Source organism: Falsiroseomonas sp. CW058 (genome assembly GCF_050563535.1).
Taxonomy (GTDB): Bacteria; Pseudomonadota; Alphaproteobacteria; order Acetobacterales; family Acetobacteraceae; genus Falsiroseomonas.
The window spans coordinates 1-18,772 of record NZ_JBNXUO010000043.1; the positions used below are offsets into that span (position 1 = coordinate 1).

The following is an 18,772-nucleotide window of genomic DNA, read 5'->3' on the forward strand; positions in this document are numbered from 1 at the left end:
TTCACGCTCGCCTCCCACGACCTCGACATCCGCGGCGCGGGCGCGGCGCGGCCGGCGCCGCGGCGCGCGGCGGGGCGGGGTCGAGCAGGTCCACCGCGACCCGCGTCCCCACGGTCAGGTGGCGCACCTGCACGCCCGGCCGCAGCGCCAGCAGCACGCCGTCCGCCAGGCGCTCCATCGTGCGGAGGTTGCGCAGCGGGCGGGAAAGCGGGGCGCCGTCCAGCGCGGCGGGGCTGTCGAAGCGGATCTCCACCGCCTCGCCCTGCTGCACGACGCTGTAGCGCACCGGCTGCGGCCAGTCGAAGACGATGCGGGTGAAGCCGGGATGCACCCCGGTGCGGATCCCGATGCGAGGCGCCTCCGCCGGTTGCGCCATGGCGGGCGCGGCGAAGGCGAGGAAGGCGGCGCAGAGCAGCGCCGCCGGGCGCATCGGGGGCATCGCGGCCTCCTCTCAGTCGAACAGGGCGTCGATGGCCGACTGGCTGATCCCGGCGCCGGGCAGCTGCGGGCCGTTCAGCAGCGACGGCGGCGGGGGCGGCGCCACGGGGCGGGCCGGAAGCCCCTGGCGGGCCTTCACGATCCGCCGCTCGATCTTCTGCAGCGCGGCCACCACCTTCGCGATGCGCTGGCCGGTGATGTCCTGGAAGGAGCAGGCCTCGTAGATGCGCGTTATGGCGCCTTCCAGCGGCGTGGCATGTTCCGCGTCCAGCTTCGCCGTCACCTGTTCCAGCTTCTCGCAGGAATCGATGATCTCGTGCGTCGCCTGCGCGGTGTGCGCCACGATCGCCGCGAGCTCGTCGGTGGCGGAGGGGATGTCCGGCCCCTCCCCCTCGTCGCCGCGCAGCGCGGCGACCTCGGCGCGCGCATCGGCGATGATGCGGCCGAGCGTGTCGAGCTCCGCCATCAGGGTCGCGACGGTGGATTCGAGGTCGGCGCCGGGCTGCGCCGCGGCGCGTCCGGCGTCAGCCATGGCCGAGCACCTTCGTGATCTTCTCGCGCAGCGTCTCGGCGTTGAAGGGCTTGACGATGTAGTTGGAGACGCCGGCCTGCTTGGCGGCGACCACGTTCTCCGTCTTGCTCTCGGCGGTGACCATGATGAAGGGCATGTCCTTCAGCCGGGCGTCGGACCGCACTTCCTTCAGCAGGTCGAGCCCGGTCATCGGCTGCATGTTCCAGTCGCTGATGACCAGGTGGAAGTGGCCCGCGCGCAGCTTGGCCAGCGCCTCGTGCCCGTCGGCGGCCTCGTCGCTGTCGTTGATGTCGATCTGCTTCAGCAGGTTGCGGATGATGCGCGTCATGGTCTTGTAGTCGTCCACGACGAGCACCTTGAGGCTGCGGTCGAAGCTCACGGGGTCCTGTCCTTCGTTCGGGCGTGGTGCATTCAGGCGGGGGCGCGGCCGGCACGCATCCGGGCCAGCTCGAGGGTGAGCTGCCGCACGCGGTCGGGTTGCATGGCGCCCAGGATCGGCGCGGCCTTGCGGTCGTTCATCCGGTCCACGACCTGCGCCAGCACGGGCAGGTCGAGCTCGTTGAACACCGCCGCGGCCTCTCGCGGGCGCATCGTCTCGTAGAGTTTCGCAAGGCTGCGCCAATGCGCGTCCTCGCGCTCGCGCGCCGCGGTCTCGGCGCGCTCCAGGCGCTGCTGCAGGGCCGCGAGCTCCTCGATCCGGGCGGCCATGCGGCGTTCGGTGGCGACCAGCACCGCCTCGCGCAGCTGCGTCACGCGCTCGCGCTCCTCCAGCGCCTCGCGCCGGGCGCGGAGCGCGGCGGCCACCGCCTCGGTGGGCTCGGCCGCGGGCGCGGGCGCAGGGGCGGGCGCGGCGGCCGGTGCGGGGGCCGGTGGGGGGGCGGCCGGTGCGGGGGCGGGCGGCGGCGTGGGGGCGGATGCCATGGCCGGGGAGGACACCGGCGGCAGGCCCGCGGGCAGGCCGGGGAAGTCCCGCACCAGCGACACCGCCTTCAGTCCCGCCAGCAGGGCGGCCGCCAGCAGCAGGGCGCGCAGCGTCGCGGTCGCGCTCATTCGCCCCGTCCCCGGCGCAGCGCCCGCAGCAGGTCGGCCTCGGCGCGCGCGCGCGGCAGCGGGGCGGCGGCTGCCAGGGCGGGGTCGGCCGCCGGCCGCGCGGTCCGCACGCCGCTGTCCAGCCGCTCCGCCATCTGCTCGGCGCGTTCGGTGAGGAAGCGCAGGTCCTCGCGCAGGGCGGAGGCGATGCGGACCTGTTCGGCCACGCTGCGCCCCGCGCCGTCGGCGGTGGCGCGCAGCCGGGCGATCGCCGCCTCCGCCTCGCGCGTCGCCTCGGCGAAGCCGCGGGCGCTGTCGGAAAGCTGCCCGCGGTCGCGCTTCAGCGCGGCCAGCGCCCGCTCCAGGCGGAAGGCGGCAGGCAGGGCGGCCGCGAGCGCGACCAGCAGCAGCGCCTCCACGGCCCATTGCAGCACGGCCAGGCTCATCGCGCGCCCTCCGCCCCGTTGCCGTGCTGCGCGGCGCCGCGCGGCAGGGCGCGGTCGATCTTCACGGCCATCCTGCCGTTGCGGCGGCCGACCTGGCCCTGGAACAGCGGGATGTCGCCGCAGCGCAGCGTCACCGGCGCACCGGGCCCGACGCTCAGCACCACCCGGTCGCCCACCTTCAGCCGCAGCACGTCGGCCAGCGACATCGTCTGCTCGTCCAGCACCACGTCGAGCGCGACGCCGGTCTGGCGCAGCTCCTCGGCCAGGTGGATCTCCCAGATGCTGTCGCGGCCGAACTTCTCGCCCATGAACTGCTGCAGCAGCAGCTCGCGCACCGGCTCCAGCGTGGCGTAGGGCAGCAGCAGCTGCACCTCGCCGCCGCGGTTCTCCATGTCGACCCGCAGCCGCGCCAGCACGGCGGCGTTGGAATTGCGCGAGATGACGGCGAAGCGGGGGTTCACCTCCAGCCGCTCGAAGCGGAAGCGCACCTTCGACAGCGGCGCGAAGGCGTCCGAGAGGTCGTCGAGCACGACGCCGATCAGCCGCTCGACCAGCGTGCGCTCGATCGTCGTGTAGGGCCGGCCCTCGATCCGCATGGCGGAGGTCCCGCGCCGCCCGCCGAGCAGCACGTCGACGACCGCGTAGATCAGCGAGCTGTCGACGACGACGAGGCCGTAGTTGTCCCACTCCTCCGCCTTGAACACCGCCAGCATGGCGGGCAGCGGGATGGAGTTCAGGTAGTCCCCGAAGCGCAGGGAGGAGATGCCGTCGATCGACACCTCCACGTTGTCGGAGGTGAAGTTGCGCAGCGTGGTCGACAGGATCCGCACCAGCCGGTCGAACACGATCTCCAGCATCGGCAGGCGTTCGTAGGAGACGAGCCCGCGGGAGATCACGCGCTCCATCCCGCTGCCGCCCTGCTCCTCGCCGCCCGGACCGCCGGCGACGCCGAGGAGGCTGTCGATCTCGGCCTGGTTCAGCACCCGCGCGCCCTCGATGGGGGAGACGGGGGGCGCCGGCGCCAGCTCCGCGATGACGGGGGCCGCGGCCTCGGCCAGGGCGGCGCCCCAGTCGTCCATCTCGGCGGTCTCGCTCATTGCACGACCAGCTCGACGAAGAGGATGTCGGTCACCGCGCCGGGGCGGGTGGCGATGTTGGCGCGGGCCAGCAGCTCCTCCCGCAGGCGCTGGGTGCCGGCGCTGCCGCGCAGCTCCTCGGGCCGCGTCTCGCGCAGGTAGGTGGTGAACATGTCGAGCAGGCGCGGCATGGCGGCCTGCACGGCGGCCGCATCGGCGGGGCGCGGCGCCTCGACCTTGGCGCGCAGCCGCACGAAGACCTGCCGGCGGCCGGAAGCGTTGAGGTTGGCGACGATGTCGGGGATGTCCACGAAGACCGGCGGGCCGGCCGGCGCCTCGGCCTGGGCGACCGGGGCGGGGGCGGAGAAGGGGGGCAGGTGGAGGAACCAGGCGGCGCCGACCCCGCCGCCGCCCAGCAGCAGCACGGCCGCGGCGCCGATCAGCAGCAGGCGCTTGCCACCCTTCTTCGCCGAGGCCTCCTTCGGCTCCGGTGCGGCCTCGGTCACGGGTGTCCTCCATCCTGGATCGCCGTGCCGGTCTATGGTCCGGCCGTTAACGGCCTCTTGCCCGGCACGAAGCGCCGCAAGCTCCCGGCAACAAGTGCCGACTAGATCGGGACCGGCGGCGCAGGACGCGCCGCGACCGCAGGGCCTTCCGCGCCGCGACGGACTGGCACGGCGGTTGCGATGCCCGCGCCGGTCGCAGTTGCCGATGAGGATGCACGATGGACACGCCCGGCTATGTCGTCCTGTCCCGCCTGGCGGCGCAGCGCCGCGCGACGGACGTGCTGGCCGCCAACATCGCCAATGCCGGCACCCCCGGCTTCCGCGCCAGCCAGACCGTCTTCGCCGCCCACCTTTCCCCCCAGGGCCGCGCCGCGGTGCCGTCCGGCGGCCGCGACCTCGCCTTCACCGAGGACCGCGCGACCTGGCGGGACTTCACCCCGGGCGCCCTGCAGCAGACCGGCAACCCCCTCGACCTCGCCCTGCCGGGGGAGGGGTTCTTCGCCCTTCAGACGCCGGCCGGGGAGCGCTTCACCCGCGCCGGCCGCTTCACCCTGTCGCCCGACAGCCGCATCGTCGATGCCGGCGGCAACGCCGTGCTGGGCGAGGGCGGGCAGCCGCTGACGCTGCCGCCCGGCGATGTCCGCATCGAGGTGAAGGGCGACGGCACCGTGCTGAGCGAGTCCGGCCCGATCGGCCGGCTGCGCGTGGTCCGCTTCGAGGACCCGCAGCGCCTGCTCGCCGAGGGCGAGCGCAACTTCGCCGCCCCGCCCGAGCAGGAGCCGCAGCCCGTGGCGCAGCCCGCCGTGGTGCAGGGCGCGGTGGAGGAGAGCAACGTCCGCCCCATCGCGGAGCTGACGCGGCTGACCGCCGGGATGCGTGAATTCGAATTCGCCGCGCAGTTCGTCGAGAAGGAGGCCGAGCGTCTCGGCTCCGCCGTCGACCGCATCCTGCGCCGCCGCTGAGACGAAGGGGAAGACGATCCATGCGCGCGCTCAACATCGCCGCCACCGGCCTGCAGGCCCAGCAGACCAATGTCGAGGTCATCTCGAACAACATCGCGAACATGGGCACGACCGGCTACAAGCGCCGCCGCGCCGAATTCCAGGACCTCATCTACCAGAACCTGCGCCGCGCCGGATCGCAGAGCTCGGACCAGGGCACGGTGCTGCCGTCGGGCGCGCAGATCGGGCTCGGCGTGCGCACCGCGGCGGTGTACCGCATCGCCGAACAGGGCAGCCTGACCCAGACCGAGAACCGCTTCGACCTGGCGGTGCGCGGCAACGGCTACTTCCCGATCACCATGCCCTCGGGCGAAACTGCCTACACCCGCGCCGGCGCCTTCGGGCTCAGCCCGGAAGGCGTGATCGTCACCGCGGACGGCTTCCCCGTCGGCGGCGGCATCACCGTCCCCGCCGCCGCGCGCGACGTGACGATCAACGCGGCGGGCGAGGTGCTGGCCAAGCTCGACGGCCAGGTGCAGCCGCAGAATGTCGGCCAGATCCAGGTCGCGATCTTCGCCAACGAGGGCGGGCTGGAGGCGGTGGGCGACAACCTGTTCCTCGCCACCCCCGCCTCGGGCCAGGCGCAGCTCGGCGCGCCGGGCGCGGTCGGCTTCGGCCAGGTGATGCAGGGCTTCCTGGAGCAGAGCAACGTCAACGTGGTGCAGGAGATCACGAACCTGATCACCGCGCAGCGCGCCTACGAGATGAACAGCCGCGTCATCACCGCGGGCGACGAGATGATGTCGACCCTGACGCGGATGCGCTGACCGCCATGCGCGCCACCCTCCTCCTCCTCGGGCTCCTGCTCGCCGCGCCGGCGCTGGCGCAGGGTCCGCGGCTGCGCGCCCAGGCGGTGGTGGAGGGGGGCACCGTCACGCTCGGCGACATCTTCGACGATGCCGGCCCGCGCGCCGACGCGACGCTCGGCCCCGCCCCCGCCCCCGGCCGGCGCTTCGTGGTGGAGGCGCCGCAGCTGGCCGCCATCGCGCGGGACTACGGCCTGGCCTGGCGGCCGCTGGCCGGCGACGAGCGTGTGGTGGTGGAACGCCCCGGCCGGGCGATGCGGCGGGAGGAGGCGCTGGAGCCGCTGCGGGCGGAGCTCGTCGCGCTCGGCGCCGACCCCGCGCTCGACCTCGACATCCCGGGCTTCCAGCCGCCCGTCCTGCCCGCCAACGCGCCGGAGCCGCGCGTGGCGGTGGACGGGGCGAGCTGGGATGCGCCGACGCGCCGCTTCGCCGCCACCCTCGTCATCGTGGCGGAAGGGATGCCCACCTTCCGCCAGCGCATCGCCGGCCGGGCGGTTGCGATGCGCGACGTGCTGGTCGCCACCCGCGCGATCCGCGCGGGAGAGGTGGTGCGCCCCGGCGACGTGCAGCTGGAACGCCTGCCGGTGGAGCGCATCCGCCCCGGCACGGCGGAGGACCCGCGCCCGGTGGTCGGCCAGCGGCTGCGCCGCGCCATGGCCGCGGGCCAGCCGGTTGCGATGGGCGACGTGGCGGCGGCCGCGGCCGTCGCGCGGGACGCCACCGTGACGCTGCAGTACGATGCCCCCGGCCTGTCGCTGACCGCGCAGGGCCGCGCGCTGGAGGACGGCTTTCCCGGCCGCACCATCCCCGTGCTGAACCTCGCCACCGGCGGCATCGTGCTGGCCGAGGTGCTGGAGGGCGGGCGGCTGCGCGCCATCGGCCCCGCGCCCGCCTCCGCCCTTCCCCCGAACCTCGTGGCGCGCGGCGCGCGCCGGGACGTGCAGCCATGATCCCTCGCCTCGCCCTGCTGCCGCTGCTCGCGCTCGCGGCCTGCGGCGCGGCCGAACGCCTGTCGGAGATCGGCCGCGGGCCGCAGCTCGCCGCCATCGAGAACCCGGCCGGGCGGCCGATCTCCATGCCGATGCCGGCGGCGCAGGCGGCGCCGACGGAGGCGAATTCGCTGTGGCGCGCCGGCAGCCGCACCTTCCTGCGCGACCAGCGCGCCGCGCAGGTCGGCGACCTGGTGACCGTGCTGGTGCAGATCGAGGACCGGGCGCAGCTGAACAACAGCACCGAGCGCACCCGCGCCAACACCGAGGGCATGGGCCTGCCGCGCCTCCTCGGGCTCGAGAGCAGCTATGCGCGGCTGCTGCCGGGCGGCATCGACCCCTCGCGCCTGATGGAGGGATCGTCGGACAGTTCGAGCCGCGGCGAGGGCGCGATCCAGCGGACCGAGACGGTGACGCTGCGCGTCGCCGCCACCGTCACCCAGACCCTGCCGAACGGCAACTTGGTGGTCGCCGGGCGGCAGCAGGTGCGGGTGAACGCGGAGATGCGCGACCTCCAGGTCAGCGGCATCATCCGCCCGCAGGACATCGCCAGCGACAACACCGTGAAGCACGACCGCCTGGCCGAGGCGCGGATCGCCTATGGCGGGCGCGGCACGGTCAGCGACGTGCAGCAGCCGCGCTACGGGCAGCAGCTGCTCGACATCGTGCTGCCGTTCTGACCGCCATGCGCCCCCTTCTCCTCCTCCTCCTCGCGCTGCTGCTCGCCGGACCGGCGCTCGCGCAGTCCCAGGGCAGCGTCCGCATCAAGGACATCGCGGACATCGAAGGCGTGCGCGACAACCAGCTGGTGGGCTACGGGCTGGTGGTCGGGCTGAACGGCACCGGCGACCGGCTGCGCAGCGCGGTCTTCACGCGGCAGTCGCTGATCGGCGTGCTGGAACGGCTCGGCATCAACACGCGCGACCAGGAACGCCAGCTCGATACCCGCAACGTCGCGGCCGTGATGGTCACCGCCAACCTGCCCGCCTTCACCCGCACCGGCAGCCGGATCGACGTGACGGTGTCCTCCCTCGGGGACGCCAGCAATCTCACCGGCGGGACGCTGGTGGTCACCCCCCTGCTCGGCGCGGATGGGGAGGTCTATGCGGTCGCGCAGGGCGCGCTGGCCACCGGCGCGGTCGCCGCCCGCGGCGCGGCGGGCAGCGTGACGCGCGGCGTGCCGACCGCCGGGCGCATCGCCAACGGCGCCATCGTGGAGCGCGAGGCCCCCTACGCCTTCGCCGCCCGCCAGCAGCTGCGCCTGTCGCTGCGCAACCCGGACCTGACGACGGCGCGGCGCGTCGCCGCGGCGGTGAACCGCTTCGCCCCCGGCAACAGCGCCGTGGCGACCGACCCGCGCACCGTCACCGTCAGCCTCGCCGGCCGCGACGCGGTGGGCATGGCCGCCGAGATCGAGCAGCTGCGGATCGAGCCCGACCAGGCCGCGCGCGTGGTGATCGAGGAGGCGTCCGGCACCATCGTGATGGGCGCCAATGTGCGGATCAGCACGGTGGCGATCGCCCAGGGCAACCTGACCATCCGCGTCACCGAGGCGCCGCAGGTCAGCCAGCCCGCGCCGCTGTCGAACGGCCAGACCGCGGTGGTCCCCCGCACGAATATCGAGGTGGACGACCAGAACGAGCGCCGCATGGGGGTGCTGCGCGGCGGCACCACCCTGCAGGAGCTGGTGCGGGGGCTGAACAGCCTCGGCGTCGGCCCGCGCGACATGATCTCCATCCTGCAGACCATCAAGGCAGCCGGCGCATTGCAGGCCGAGCTGGAGGTGCGCTGACCATGCCCGAGATCCGTCCCCCCGCAGCCCCCCCCGCCGCGGCCGCCGCCACCCCCCGCGCCGGCGCGGCCGACACGCCGGAAGCGCGGCGCCGCATGGCGCAGCAATTCGAGGGCCAGGTGCTCGGCGCCATGCTCCAGCCGATGTTCCAGGGGCTGTCCAGCAAGGGCCCCTTCACCGGCGGCGCGGGGGAAGCGCAGTGGCGCCCGATGCTGGTGCAGGAGATCGGCAACGCCATCGCGCGGAACGGCGGCCTCGGCCTCGCCGCCGCGATCGAGCGCGACCTGTCGAGGGGCGGGCGATGACCCACCCGATCGAGGCGGAGATCGCCGCCCTCGAAGCCGCGCTGGCGGCGGAGACGCGGGCGCTGGCGGCAGGCGACCTGCGCGGGGCGGCGGCCCTCGGCACTGCCAAGCAGCTTGCCATCGAGGCCTTCGTCGCCGCGCGCGACCGTCTGGCCGGGGATGAAGCGGGGGACCGCCGGCTCGCCCTGCCGCTCGACCGCCTGCGCAGCGCCATCGCCGCCAACCGCGGCGCGCTCGAACGCGCCATGGCCCTGCAGGGGCGGGTGGTGGAGGCGATCGCCCGCGCCGCCATCTGCCCGCCGGGCGGCGAGATGCCCGGCTATGCGCGCCCGGCGATGCGCGGCGCGGGGCCGGTCGCCTTCTCGCTGCGCGCCTGAAAGGGGGCCTTGCCGCCCCCGGTTAAGACCGGCGCAAGGCCGCCCCGCTTCCCTGCCGCCCGACCGGTCCGCGCGCGGCAGGATGCCGCAGCCCCGGTCACGGCACCGGCAGGAGGCTGCGCCGAATGGATTCCGCAACGATCGGCACCGCGGTCGGCGCGCTCGCGGCCGTGCTCGGCCTCATCGTCCTGGTCGGGCAGGTGGCGAAGCGGCTGCGCCTGGCCCCGGGCACGGGCGGCGGCGCGGGGCGCCGGCTCGCGGTGGTGGAGGCGCTGCCCCTCGATGCGCGCCGGCGCGCCCTGCTGCTGCGCTGCGACGACCGGCAGTTCCTCGTCGTCACCGGCGGCGGGCAGGACGTGGTGCTGCCGCTGCCGGGGGGGACCGCGTGATGCGTCGCCGCCTTCCCCTGGTCCTGGCCATCTTCCTGTTGCTGCCCGGCGCGGCTCTGGCGCAGAGCGTCAGCATCGACATGGGCGCGGGCGGCGCGGGGTCCACCGCGCGGCTGGTGCAGCTGACGGCGCTGATCGGGCTGCTCTCGCTCGCGCCCTCGCTGCTGGTGATGGCGACCGCCTTCGCCCGCATCGCCATCGTGCTGTCGCTGCTGCGCAGCGCGATCGGTGCGCCGGGCGTGCCGCCCAACCCGGTGCTGATCGGGCTGGCGCTGTTCCTCACCTGGTTCGTCATGCAGCCGGTGCTGGAACAGTCCTGGGTGCAGGGGCTGCAGCCCATGTCGGAAGGCCGCATCGCGGAGATCGCCGGCCTGCAGGCAGCGGCGGAGCCCTTCCGCACCTTCATGGCGGCGCATGCGCGCGACGCGGACCTGGCGCTGTTCCTCGACCTTGCCAACCTGCCCCAGCCGGGCGCGGCGGAGCCGGTGCCGTGGCGCGCCCTCGTGCCCGCCTTCATGGTGGGCGAACTGCGCCGCGCCTTCGAGATCGGCTTCCTGCTGTTCCTGCCCTTCCTGGTGATCGACCTGGTGGTGGCGAGCGTGCTGATGGGCCTCGGCATGATGATGCTGCCGCCACCCGCCGTGTCGCTGCCCTTCAAGCTGGTCTTCTTCGTGCTGGTCGATGGCTGGCGCCTGGTCTCCGGCAGCCTGGTGCAGGGCTTCGCGACGGGAGGGGGGTGAACCCCCCTCCCCGGCCGGGCGCTACCGGCCGGCCCGGCGCGCCTCGAAGAAGGCGGTCGGCTTCAGGATGCGGTTCTGCATCCGGATCAGCAGCCCGCGCTCCCCCGCCTCCCGCAGGTAATCGCCCCAGGCCGGGTCGGCCGCCATGGCGGCGCGGCGGCGTTCGCGGTCGCCCTGGTCGGCATAGCCCCACATGTGGACCACCGTGTTCAGCTCCCCCTCCACGGTGGTGTACCAGCCGAGGCAGTTCTCCAGGTATTTCAGCTGGAGCGGCCAGGCCTTCGCCTCGTAGAGCGCGACGAACTCCGGCAGCCGGTTCGGCAGCGTGGTGTAGATGCGCAGGTCGACGATCATCCGTCCCTCCCGGTATGCGGCGGGACGAAGGATCGCAGGCCGCGCGGCGGCGCGGAAGCCGGGGCGGGCGCAACTAAAACCTGGACGTCACCGGCGCGTCATCGATACGTCACCACAGGCATGTAGAGCCCCATTCGCGGAAGGACGGCGGGATGCTGGAGCTTCAAGGGCTGACGCGGCGCTTCGGGACCGTGACGGCGGTGGACAGGGTGACGCTGGCCATCCCCGACGGCCAGATGGTGGGCATCATCGGCCGGTCCGGCGCGGGCAAGTCCACGCTGCTGCGGATGGTCAACCGCCTGACCGAGCCGTCGGAAGGCCGCATCCTGCACGACGGGCGGGACGTCACCGCGCTGCGCGGCGCGGCGCTGCGGCGCTGGCGGACCGACTGCGCGATGATCTTCCAGCAGTTCAACCTGGTGCAGCGGCTGGATGTGCTGACCAATGTGCTGGTCGGGCGGCTGAACCACCGCACCGGTCCCTTCGCCACGCTCACCTCCCTGCTCGGGATGTTCACGGCGGAGGAGCGGGCGATGGCGGTCGCCTGCCTCGACCGCTTCGACCTGGCCGACATCGCGCTGCAACGCGCCGACACGCTGTCGGGCGGGCAGCAGCAGCGGGTCGCCATCTGCCGCGCGCTGCTGCAGGAGCCGAGGTTCCTGCTGGCGGACGAACCCATCGCCAGCCTCGACCCGCGCAACGCCCGCACCGTGATGGACGCGCTGCGCCAGGTGAACCGCGAGGACGGGATCACCGTGCTGTGCAACCTGCACCACCTGAACACCGCGCGCGCCTGCTGCGACCGCATCGTCGCGATGCAGGCCGGGCGCATCATGTTCGACGGCACGCCGGGCGACCTGACCGGCGCGCGGGTGCAGGAGATCTACGGCGTCTCCGAGGACGAGTTCGAGGAGAGCGCCGACCCCACCGCGACCCCCGCCGCGGTGAAGCCGCGCGTGGCGGGTGCGGCGCCCGTGCCGGCCTGAATCGCCCCGGGCCGGCCCGGTCGACCGACACAACCCGACCGTGAGGACCGACCCATGCTGACCCGACGCCGCCTCGGCGCCCTGCTCGCCGCGGCCCCCCTCGCCCCCGCCTCCGCACAGGCGCCCGCCATGCCGCCCGCCGGCCGCCGCCCCTGGGCGTCGGAGGTGCGGGAGATCCGCATCGGCCTGCTCGGCGGCGAGAACGAGGCCGACCGCCTGGCCCGCTTCGGCGCCTATCGCGCGCTGGTCGAAAGCCATTTCGGCGTGCCCGCCCGCGTCTTCCCCGCCGGCGACTACGCGGGCGTGATGCAGGGCTTCGCCGCGAGGCAGCTGGAGGTCGCGACCATGGGGCCGCTGCCCTATGCGCGCATCTGGCTCGACACGCAGGGCAACATCGAGCCGCTGGTGGTGGCGCGCGACGCGGATGGCACCACCGCCTATCTCGCCGTGATGTATGTCCGCGCCGATTCCGGCATCACCGACCTCGCGCAGATGCGCGGCCGCAGCCTGGCCTGGGCGGACCCCAACTCCACCTCCGGCTTCCTCGTCCCCCGGTCGGAGCTGCGGGAGGCGGGGATCGACACCGACCGCTTCTTCGGCCGCACCGGCTTCGCGGGCGGGCATGAGCAGGCGGTGGTCGCCGTGCTGAACCGGCAATACGACGGCGGCGTCACCTGGGCATCGGGCGTCGGCGAACAGGCCCGCGGCTACAGCCGCGGCGCGCTGCGCGCCATGGTGGACAAGGGCATGCTGGCGATGTCGGACCTCCGCATCATCTGGCGGTCGCGTCCGATCCCGAACGGGCCCACGGCCGCACGGCGCGACCTGCCGCAGGCCTTCCGCGACGACATGCGCGCCTTCATGCTGGCCCTGCCCGCCGCCCATCCCGACATCTTCCGCCAGATCGAGCGCGGCACGGCGGCCGGCTACGCCGCCGCGGACCACGCGATGTTCGAGCCGGTCATCGCCATGGCCCGCGCCGAAGCCGCGGCCCGCCGCGCGCGATGACCGCAGCCGCCCTCGCCTCCCCCGCCGTCGCGGCCTTCGAACGCCGCCGCGCGGGCCTGCTGGCGCAGCGCCGGCGCGCGACCATCCTGTACGGCGCGCTGCTGCTGCTGGCGCTGCTGGCCTCGGCCTGGGTCAGCGAGGTCAGCCCCGCGAAGCTGGCGCAGGGCCTGCCGCGCTTCGGCGAATATTTCGCCCAGACCCTGCCGCAGCTGCAATGGCGCCACCTGTTCGCCTGGACCGACCAGGAAGGGTCGCTGGCCTACTGGTTCTACCGGCTCGACCAGTGGGCGCTGCTGCTGCTGGAGACGGCGAACATCGCCGCCTTCGCGACCCTGTCGGGCGCGGCGGCGGCCTTCGCGCTGTCCTTCCTCGCCGCCCGCAACCTGGCCACGCGCCCCTGGCTCGCGGCCGGCATCCGCCGCCTGCTGGAAGCCTGCCGCACCGTGCCGGAGATCGTCTATGCGCTGATCTTCGTCTGGGCCTTCGGCATCGGCCCGCTGGCCGGCATCCTCGCCATCGCGCTGCACACCGTCGGCGCGCTCGGCAAGCTGTTCGCGGAGGTGGTGGAGAACACCGACCTCGGCGCGGCCGATGGCGTGACCTGCGCGGGCGGCAACTGGCTGCAACGCGTGCGCTACGGCGTCCTGCCGCAGGTCGCGCCGAACTTCCTGAGCTACGCGATCCTGCGGTTCGAGATCAACGTGCGGGGCGCGAGCGTGATCGGCTTCGTCGGCGCGGGCGGCATCGGGCAGGAACTCTACGCCGTGATCGCGCAGAACTACTACGAGGAGATCAGCGCCATCGTCGTGCTGATCATCGTCACCGTCGCCATGATCGACCTGCTGTCCGAACGCCTGCGCCGCGGGCTGACCGAAGGGGGCCGCGCATGACGCCCGAACAGGTGGCGCTGGCCCGCGCGCGGGTGCCCGCCGCCTTCGCCGTGCCCTGGCGGCGGCGCGCGCTGCGCTGGGGCGGGTGGCTGCTGCTGGTCGCCTGGATCGCCGCCTGCTGCGTCTGGTTCGACATCACGCCCGCGCGCATCGCGGGCGGTCTCGGCAATCTCGGCGTCATCGTCGGGCTGATGTTCCCGCCCTCCCCGGGCGAGCACTGGGACGAGATCGCGGCCTCGCTCTCCCAGACGGTCGCGATGGCCTTCCTCGGGACCTTCGTGGCGGCCCTGCTGGCGGTGCCGCTCGGCTTCCTCGGCGCGGGCAACGTGGTGACGAACGCGCTGTTCCACTTCTCGCTCCGGCGGCTGTTCGACGGGTTCCGCGGCGTGGACCAGCTGATCTGGGCGCTGGTCTTCGTGCGCGCGGTCGGCCTCGGCCCGCTGGCCGGCGTGCTGGCCATCGCGGTGGCGGACATCGCGGTGCTGGCCAAGCTCTACGCGGAAGCCATCGAGAATGCGGAGCGGCGCCAGGTGGAGGGGCTGCGCGCGGTGGGCGCGACGCCGTCGCTGGTGGTGCGCTTCGGCCTGCTGCCGCAGGTCTTCCCGGTGATGCTGGCGCAGGCGCTCTACTTCGTGGAGAGCAACACGCGTTCGGCCTCCGTGCTCGGCATCGTCGGCGCGGGCGGCATCGGGCTTTCCATCGCCGAGCGCATCCGCATCCGCGCCTGGGACGAGGTGGCCTTCATCATCATCCTGCTGCTGCTGACGGTCGCCGCGATCGACCTTCTCTCGGCCCGCGTGCGCTCCCGCCTCATCGGCCGGCGGGAGGGTGCCGCCGGGCATTGATGCCGCGCCGGTGGCGGCGTGGAGGGTGCCCCATCCACGCCGCCGGGCGCCGGCCCGGCCGCGGGCTATTCGATGCGGATGTTGGCGCGGCGGATCAGCGCCGCGTATTTCTCCGCATCCCGCCGCAGCAGCGCCGCCGCATCCGCGCTGGACCCGCCGCCGGGGATGAAGCCGGCATCCACCACGCGCTGGCGCAGGCCGGGTTCGGACAGCACCTTGTTCACCGCCGTGACCCATCGCTGGATGATCGGCTCCGGCAGGCCGGGCGGGCCCATCACCATGTACCAGACCGCCGCGTCGAAGTCGGGGAAGCCGTGCTCGGCCACCGTCGGCACATCCGGCAGCCAGTCCACGCGCCGCGGCAGCGTGGTGGCCAGCGCGCGCACGCGGCCCTGGCGGATATGCGGCAGGTAGGTGGGCAGCGTGTCGATGGCGATGTCGATGCGACCGGCCAGGATCTCGTTCACCGCCTGGCCGGTGCCGCGGAAGGGGATGTGCTGCATCTGCAGCCCGGCCTCGTGGGACAGCGCCTCCGCCGCCAGGTGCTGCTGCGTGGCCACGCCGGAGGAGGAGTAGTTGAGCTTCCCCGGATTGGCCTTCGCGTGGTCCAGGAACTGCCGGAAGGTCTGGGCGGGGGAGCTGAGCGGCACCACCGCCACCAGCGGCACCGTGCCGGCCAGCACCACCGCGGTCTGGTCGCGGAGGATGTCGAAGGGCGGCGGCGTCATCGTCGGCGGCACGACGGCCGAGGCGCTGACCGTCGTCATCAGCATCTGGTAGCCGTCCGGCCGGCCGCGGGCGTTCTGCGCCGCGGCGATGGTGCCCGACCCGCCGGCCCGGTTCTCGATCGCGATAGGCTGGCCGAGTTCCTCCTGCAGCTGCGGCTGGATCAGGCGGGCGATGATGTCCGTCCCGCCGCCCGGCGCGAAGCCGACCAGCATGCTGACCGGCCGCGTGGGATAGGCCTGCGCGAAGGCGGGCAGCGGCAGCGCCGCCGCGCCGGCCGCCGCCACCAGGATACGGCGTGTGGGCATGGTCTTCCTCCCCGACATGTCTTGCCGGGGAGGATGCCGCCCCGTCAGCGCCCCGTCCAGTTGGGCGGGCGCTTGGCCAGGAAGGCGCGCACGCCTTCCTGGAAGTCCTGGCTGCCGAAGCACATGGTCACCAGGTCGTCGCCCTGGATGGTGCCGCCCGCCAGCCGCAGCCGCTTCAGCGCGACCTTGGTGGCGGTCAGCGTCAGCGGCGCCATGCCGGCCACCGTCTCCGCCAGTTCCATCGCGCGCGCCTCCAGCGCCTCCGGCGTGTCGAGCACTTCCGACACGAGCCCCATGGACAGGGCGGCCGCGGCATCGGCGAGCTTCGCGGTGAAGACCAGTTCCTTCAGCCGCGCCGGCCCGATCAGCGCGGCGAAGCGGGAGATGTTCATGGTGGACAGCGTGTTGCCCAGCGTGCGCGCGACGGGCACGCCGAAGCGGGCATTGGCCGCCGCGATGCGGAGGTCGCACACCCCGGCGATGCCGAGCCCGCCGCCGGTGCAGGCCCCCGCGACCGCGGCGATGACCGGCTTCGGGCAGTCCTCGATCGCCGACAGCACGCGGTCGATCCGCTGCTCGTAGTCGAGCGCGTCCTGCCCGGTGCGGAATTCGGTGAACTGGGAGATGTCGGTGCCCGCCGCGAAGGCCTTGCCCCCCGCGCCGGTGATGACCCAGGCGCGCACCGCGTCATCCGCCGCGACGCGGGCGGCCTCCTCGAACAGGCCCTCGTACATCGCGAAGGTCATGGCGTTGCGAGCCTGCGGGCGGTTCAGCACCGTCCAGGCCACGCGGCCGCGGCGTTCGTGCAGGATGTCGGACATCTCGGCGTCTCCTTCTGGCGCCCCCTTGTGCCGTCCCCCCTGCCGGGGCAGCAAGGGCCCGACCAGACCAGGGACACCGCGCCATGCGCATCACCGCCATCCGCCAGGGCATCGCGCCGATCAGCAGCGCCATCGCCAACGCCTATATCGACTTCTCGAAGATGACCGCCTCCATCGTCGCGGTGACGGTGGAAGGGGAAGGCGGACGGCGCGCCACCGGCTACGGCTTCAATTCCAACGGCCGCTACGCGCAGCAGGGGCTGCTCGCGGAACGCTTCATCCCCCGCCTGGAAGCGGCGACGGAAGCGCAGGTCACCGCCGCCGACGGCCGCCTCGACCCGGCCGGCGCCTGGGCGGCGATGATGCGGAACGAAAAGCCGGGCGGCCATGGGGAACGCAGCGTGGCGGTCGGCGTGCTCGACATGGCGCTGTGGGACGCGGCGGCGAAGCTGGAAGGCGTGCCGCTGTGGCGCCTGCTGGCCGACCGCTTCAACAAGGGCCGGGCGGACGAGGCCGCCTGGGTCTACGCGGCCGGCGGCTACTACCACCCCGGCAAGGGCGTGGACGCGCTGGTCGAGGAGATGCGGCGCTACCTCGGCATGGGGTATTCCACCGTGAAGATGAAGATCGGCGGCGCGCCGGGCACGCCCATCCGGGATGCCCTGCGGGAGGACATGCAGCGGATCGAGGCGGTGCTGAAGCTGCTGGGCGGCGACGGCTCGCGCCTTGCGGTGGACGTCAACGGCCGCTTCGGCCTGCATGCCGCGCTGGCCTATGGCGCGGCGCTCGCCCCCCTCAACCTTCGCTGGTACGAGGAGCCGCTCGACCCCCTCGACTACGCGACCCATGCGGCGCTGGCCGAGCAGTACGCCCCGCCCATCGCGACCGGCGAGAACCTGTTCTCCATGCAGGACGCCCGCAACCTGATCCGCCATGGCGGGCTGCGGCCGGACCGCGACATCCTGCAATTCGACCCCGCCCTGTCCTACGGCCTGGTCGAATACCTCCGCACGCTGGAGATGCTGGTCGCGCATGGCTGGAGCCCGCGCCGCTGCGTCCCCCATGGCGGCCACCAGTTCGCGCTGAACATCGCGGTGGGCCTCGGCCTCGGCGGCAACGAGAGCTACCCGGAGGTCTTCGCCCCCTTCGGCGGCTTCGCCGACGACGTGCCGGTGGTGGAAGGCCGCGTGCGGATGCCCGACGTGCCGGGCATCGGCTTCGAGGCGAAGAACGAACTGCTGGCGGTCCTCCGCACCCTCGGCTGATGCCGCCCCGGGCGAGGGTGGCGGCGCGACGGCGGCGCAACCAGCGGGGAGGTCACTTGCGGCCGTCCCGCGCCCGGCGCAGGACTGTCCCATGCCGCACACCTCCCCGGGCTTCCGACCGGACCCGGCGGCGCTGGCCGCCGCGCCGCTGCTCGCCGGGCTCGACCCCCCCGCGCTGCACGACGTCGCGGCAGCCGGCCACACCACCCGGCTGGCGAAGGACGCGACCCTGTTCGAGCAGGGCGCGCCCGCCACCGCGCTGCACCTGGTCCTGCACGGGCGGCTGAAGGTGTTGCAGACCACGTCGGAGGGCCAGCAGACCGTGCTGCGCTTCGCCGGCCCGAACGAGCCGGCGGGCGTGCTCGCGCTGCTCGGCCCCGGCCAGGCCTATCCGGCCACCGTCGTCGCGGTGGTCGATTCCGTCCTGCTGAGCTGGGAAGGCGCCGCGCTGCGGGGCGTGGTGGAGCGGCACCCGGCGATCATGGCGAACGCCATGCGCGCCATGTCGGGCCGCACGCAGGACGTCCATGCGCGGCTGCGCGAGATCGGCACCGAACGGGTGGAGCGCCGTCTGGCGATGACGCTGCTGCGCCTGATGCGCCAGGCCGGCGTGCGGGAGCCGGACGGGACGGTGCGGATCGACTTCCCCCTTGCGCGGCAGGACCTGGCGGAGATGGTCGGCACCACCCTGCCCACCGCGAGCCGCATCCTCAGCGCCTGGGAGGCGCAGGGCATCCTGGCCGAGGCCGGGCGGCGTCAGGTGCTGGTGCGCGACCCGCACGCGCTGGTGCGCATCGCCGAGGGTTGAACCGGCACCGCCGCCGCCGCCCGCAGTTCCGCGAGCAGGGCCACGGGGTCGAGCCCGTATTCGGCGGCCGCGTCGTCGACGCGGTGGAAGGGGCCGACGGCGCAGCCGATGCAGTGCATCCGGTGGCGCAGGAAGACGCCGATGGTGGATGGGAAGCGGCGCATCACCTCCTCCACCGGCATGTCCATGGTGATCGCGCTGGCTGGCATGGAGGCGTTTCCCCGGACGTCGCCGCATCCTGGCCCGCGCGGCGGCTGCTGTCCTTGTCGGCCGGCAAGCCGCGCGCATGGAAAGGGCGCCGCCCCGCCTGGGGCGGCGCCCGGTCAGGCCCGCAG

At 73.8% G+C, this 18,772-nt stretch carries 26 protein-coding genes; 15 read left to right on the forward strand and 11 right to left on the reverse strand.

All coding sequences use genetic code 11. From position 1 onward, the window contains the following. Nucleotide 1: 1 nt before the first annotated feature. From ACK8OX_RS22895 to ACK8OX_RS22925, 7 genes are read right to left on the reverse strand one after another with little or no spacing between them, the layout of a single operon-like run. Nucleotides 2-439: a hypothetical protein gene (locus tag ACK8OX_RS22895; protein WP_430666584.1), complete on the reverse strand. Its 438-nt coding sequence runs from the start codon at nt 437-439 to the stop codon at nt 2-4. 12 nt (nt 440-451) lie between these two features. Continuing rightward, on the reverse strand, nt 452-970 hold the full coding sequence (locus tag ACK8OX_RS22900; protein ID WP_430666585.1) for a protein phosphatase CheZ: 519 nt from the start codon (nt 968-970) through the stop codon (nt 452-454). Continuing rightward, entirely contained in the window at nt 963-1,349 is a 387-nt protein-coding gene (locus tag ACK8OX_RS22905) for a chemotaxis response regulator CheY (protein WP_430666586.1), read from the reverse strand. Before ACK8OX_RS22905 ends, ACK8OX_RS22900 begins: the two co-directional genes overlap by 8 nt. A 32-nt stretch (nt 1,350-1,381) precedes the next feature. Further along, nucleotides 1,382-2,020 (reverse strand): MotE family protein, encoded by a 639-nt coding sequence (locus tag ACK8OX_RS22910; RefSeq protein WP_430666587.1) that lies wholly within the window; start codon nt 2,018-2,020, stop codon nt 1,382-1,384. After that, nucleotides 2,017-2,445 (reverse strand): DUF6468 domain-containing protein, encoded by a 429-nt coding sequence (locus ACK8OX_RS22915; RefSeq protein ID WP_430666588.1) that lies wholly within the window; start codon nt 2,443-2,445, stop codon nt 2,017-2,019. The genes ACK8OX_RS22910 and ACK8OX_RS22915 overlap by 4 nt, the downstream gene beginning before the upstream one ends. Next, nucleotides 2,442-3,542, reverse strand: coding sequence for a flagellar motor switch protein FliM (gene fliM / locus ACK8OX_RS22920; protein WP_430666589.1), 1,101 nt, complete (start codon nt 3,540-3,542; stop codon nt 2,442-2,444). The genes ACK8OX_RS22915 and fliM overlap by 4 nt, the downstream gene beginning before the upstream one ends. Next, a complete protein-coding gene (locus tag ACK8OX_RS22925) occupies nt 3,539-4,027 on the reverse strand; it encodes a flagellar basal body-associated FliL family protein (RefSeq protein ID WP_430666590.1) in 489 nt (162 codons plus the stop codon). The genes fliM and ACK8OX_RS22925 overlap by 4 nt, the downstream gene beginning before the upstream one ends. A gap of 218 nt (nt 4,028-4,245) precedes the next feature. On the opposite strand from ACK8OX_RS22925, the gene flgF reads away from it, so the two are divergent. The 9 genes from flgF to fliP all read left to right on the forward strand — a co-directional run bounded on the left by flgF (nt 4,246) and on the right by fliP (nt 10,426). Further along, entirely contained in the window at nt 4,246-4,989 is a 744-nt protein-coding gene (gene flgF, locus ACK8OX_RS22930; RefSeq protein WP_430666591.1) for a flagellar basal-body rod protein FlgF, read from the forward strand. Nucleotides 4,990-5,009: 20 nt separating this feature from the next. Then, entirely contained in the window at nt 5,010-5,795 is a 786-nt protein-coding gene (flgG, locus tag ACK8OX_RS22935; protein WP_430666592.1) for a flagellar basal-body rod protein FlgG, read from the forward strand. 5 nt (nt 5,796-5,800) lie between these two features. After that, nucleotides 5,801-6,784: a flagellar basal body P-ring formation chaperone FlgA gene (gene flgA / locus ACK8OX_RS22940; RefSeq protein WP_430666593.1), complete on the forward strand. Its 984-nt coding sequence runs from the start codon at nt 5,801-5,803 to the stop codon at nt 6,782-6,784. Beyond that, a complete protein-coding gene (flgH, locus tag ACK8OX_RS22945) occupies nt 6,781-7,503 on the forward strand; it encodes a flagellar basal body L-ring protein FlgH (RefSeq protein ID WP_430666594.1) in 723 nt (240 codons plus the stop codon). Before flgA ends, flgH begins: the two co-directional genes overlap by 4 nt. Nucleotides 7,504-7,508: 5 nt before the next feature. Continuing rightward, entirely contained in the window at nt 7,509-8,615 is a 1,107-nt protein-coding gene (locus ACK8OX_RS22950; protein ID WP_430666595.1) for a flagellar basal body P-ring protein FlgI, read from the forward strand. 2 nt (nt 8,616-8,617) lie between these two features. Further along, nucleotides 8,618-8,920, forward strand: a complete 303-nt coding sequence (locus ACK8OX_RS22955; protein ID WP_430666596.1) for a rod-binding protein — start codon at nt 8,618-8,620, stop codon at nt 8,918-8,920. Then, the gene (locus tag ACK8OX_RS22960; protein WP_430666597.1) at nt 8,917-9,297 is read left to right on the forward strand and encodes a hypothetical protein; all 381 of its coding nucleotides are present in this window, start codon (nt 8,917-8,919) and stop codon (nt 9,295-9,297) included. Before ACK8OX_RS22955 ends, ACK8OX_RS22960 begins: the two co-directional genes overlap by 4 nt. 125 nt (nt 9,298-9,422) lie before the next feature. Beyond that, nucleotides 9,423-9,686, forward strand: a complete 264-nt coding sequence (locus tag ACK8OX_RS22965) for a flagellar biosynthetic protein FliO (protein WP_430666598.1) — start codon at nt 9,423-9,425, stop codon at nt 9,684-9,686. Next, nucleotides 9,686-10,426, forward strand: a complete 741-nt coding sequence (gene fliP / locus ACK8OX_RS22970) for a flagellar type III secretion system pore protein FliP (RefSeq protein WP_430666599.1) — start codon at nt 9,686-9,688, stop codon at nt 10,424-10,426. Before ACK8OX_RS22965 ends, fliP begins: the two co-directional genes overlap by 1 nt. 21 nt (nt 10,427-10,447) lie before the next feature. Here the strand turns inward: fliP and ACK8OX_RS22975 are convergent, their stop codons facing one another. Then, a complete protein-coding gene (locus ACK8OX_RS22975; RefSeq protein ID WP_430666600.1) occupies nt 10,448-10,780 on the reverse strand; it encodes an NIPSNAP family protein in 333 nt (110 codons plus the stop codon). 152 nt (nt 10,781-10,932) lie between these two features. On the opposite strand from ACK8OX_RS22975, the gene phnC reads away from it, so the two are divergent. The 4 genes from phnC to phnE (ACK8OX_RS22995) are packed head-to-tail and all read left to right on the forward strand — an operon-like array spanning nt 10,933 to nt 14,509. Continuing rightward, entirely contained in the window at nt 10,933-11,766 is an 834-nt protein-coding gene (phnC, locus tag ACK8OX_RS22980; protein ID WP_430666601.1) for a phosphonate ABC transporter ATP-binding protein, read from the forward strand. Nucleotides 11,767-11,820: 54 nt separating this feature from the next. Beyond that, nucleotides 11,821-12,774, forward strand: coding sequence for a phosphate/phosphite/phosphonate ABC transporter substrate-binding protein (gene phnD, locus ACK8OX_RS22985; protein ID WP_430666602.1), 954 nt, complete (start codon nt 11,821-11,823; stop codon nt 12,772-12,774). Continuing rightward, a complete protein-coding gene (gene phnE, locus ACK8OX_RS22990; RefSeq protein WP_430666603.1) occupies nt 12,771-13,664 on the forward strand; it encodes a phosphonate ABC transporter, permease protein PhnE in 894 nt (297 codons plus the stop codon). Before phnD ends, phnE (ACK8OX_RS22990) begins: the two co-directional genes overlap by 4 nt. Then, nucleotides 13,661-14,509: a phosphonate ABC transporter, permease protein PhnE gene (phnE, locus tag ACK8OX_RS22995; protein ID WP_430666604.1), complete on the forward strand. Its 849-nt coding sequence runs from the start codon at nt 13,661-13,663 to the stop codon at nt 14,507-14,509. The genes phnE (ACK8OX_RS22990) and phnE (ACK8OX_RS22995) overlap by 4 nt, the downstream gene beginning before the upstream one ends. 65 nt (nt 14,510-14,574) lie before the next feature. Here phnE (ACK8OX_RS22995) and ACK8OX_RS23000 read toward each other — a convergent pair whose 3' ends face one another. Next, nucleotides 14,575-15,543, reverse strand: a complete 969-nt coding sequence (locus ACK8OX_RS23000; RefSeq protein WP_430666605.1) for a Bug family tripartite tricarboxylate transporter substrate binding protein — start codon at nt 15,541-15,543, stop codon at nt 14,575-14,577. A gap of 44 nt (nt 15,544-15,587) precedes the next feature. Then, complete coding sequence (locus tag ACK8OX_RS23005; protein WP_430666606.1) at nt 15,588-16,364, reverse strand: enoyl-CoA hydratase; 777 nt, start codon at nt 16,362-16,364, stop codon at nt 15,588-15,590. A gap of 83 nt (nt 16,365-16,447) precedes the next feature. Here ACK8OX_RS23005 and ACK8OX_RS23010 point away from each other — a divergent pair, with 83 nt between their 5' ends. Together ACK8OX_RS23010 and ACK8OX_RS23015 are read left to right on the forward strand one after the other, a co-directional pair. Beyond that, nucleotides 16,448-17,629 (forward strand): enolase C-terminal domain-like protein, encoded by a 1,182-nt coding sequence (locus ACK8OX_RS23010; RefSeq protein ID WP_430666607.1) that lies wholly within the window; start codon nt 16,448-16,450, stop codon nt 17,627-17,629. 91 nt (nt 17,630-17,720) lie between these two features. After that, nucleotides 17,721-18,437: a Crp/Fnr family transcriptional regulator gene (locus tag ACK8OX_RS23015; RefSeq protein WP_430666608.1), complete on the forward strand. Its 717-nt coding sequence runs from the start codon at nt 17,721-17,723 to the stop codon at nt 18,435-18,437. Here the strand turns inward: ACK8OX_RS23015 and ACK8OX_RS23020 are convergent. Next, nucleotides 18,386-18,646 carry a DUF1858 domain-containing protein gene (locus tag ACK8OX_RS23020; protein ID WP_430666609.1) on the reverse strand — a complete coding sequence of 87 codons (261 nt, stop codon included), beginning with the start codon at nt 18,644-18,646 and terminating at the stop codon, nt 18,386-18,388. The genes ACK8OX_RS23015 and ACK8OX_RS23020 overlap by 52 nt on opposite strands. Nucleotides 18,647-18,772: the final 126 nt, after the last annotated feature.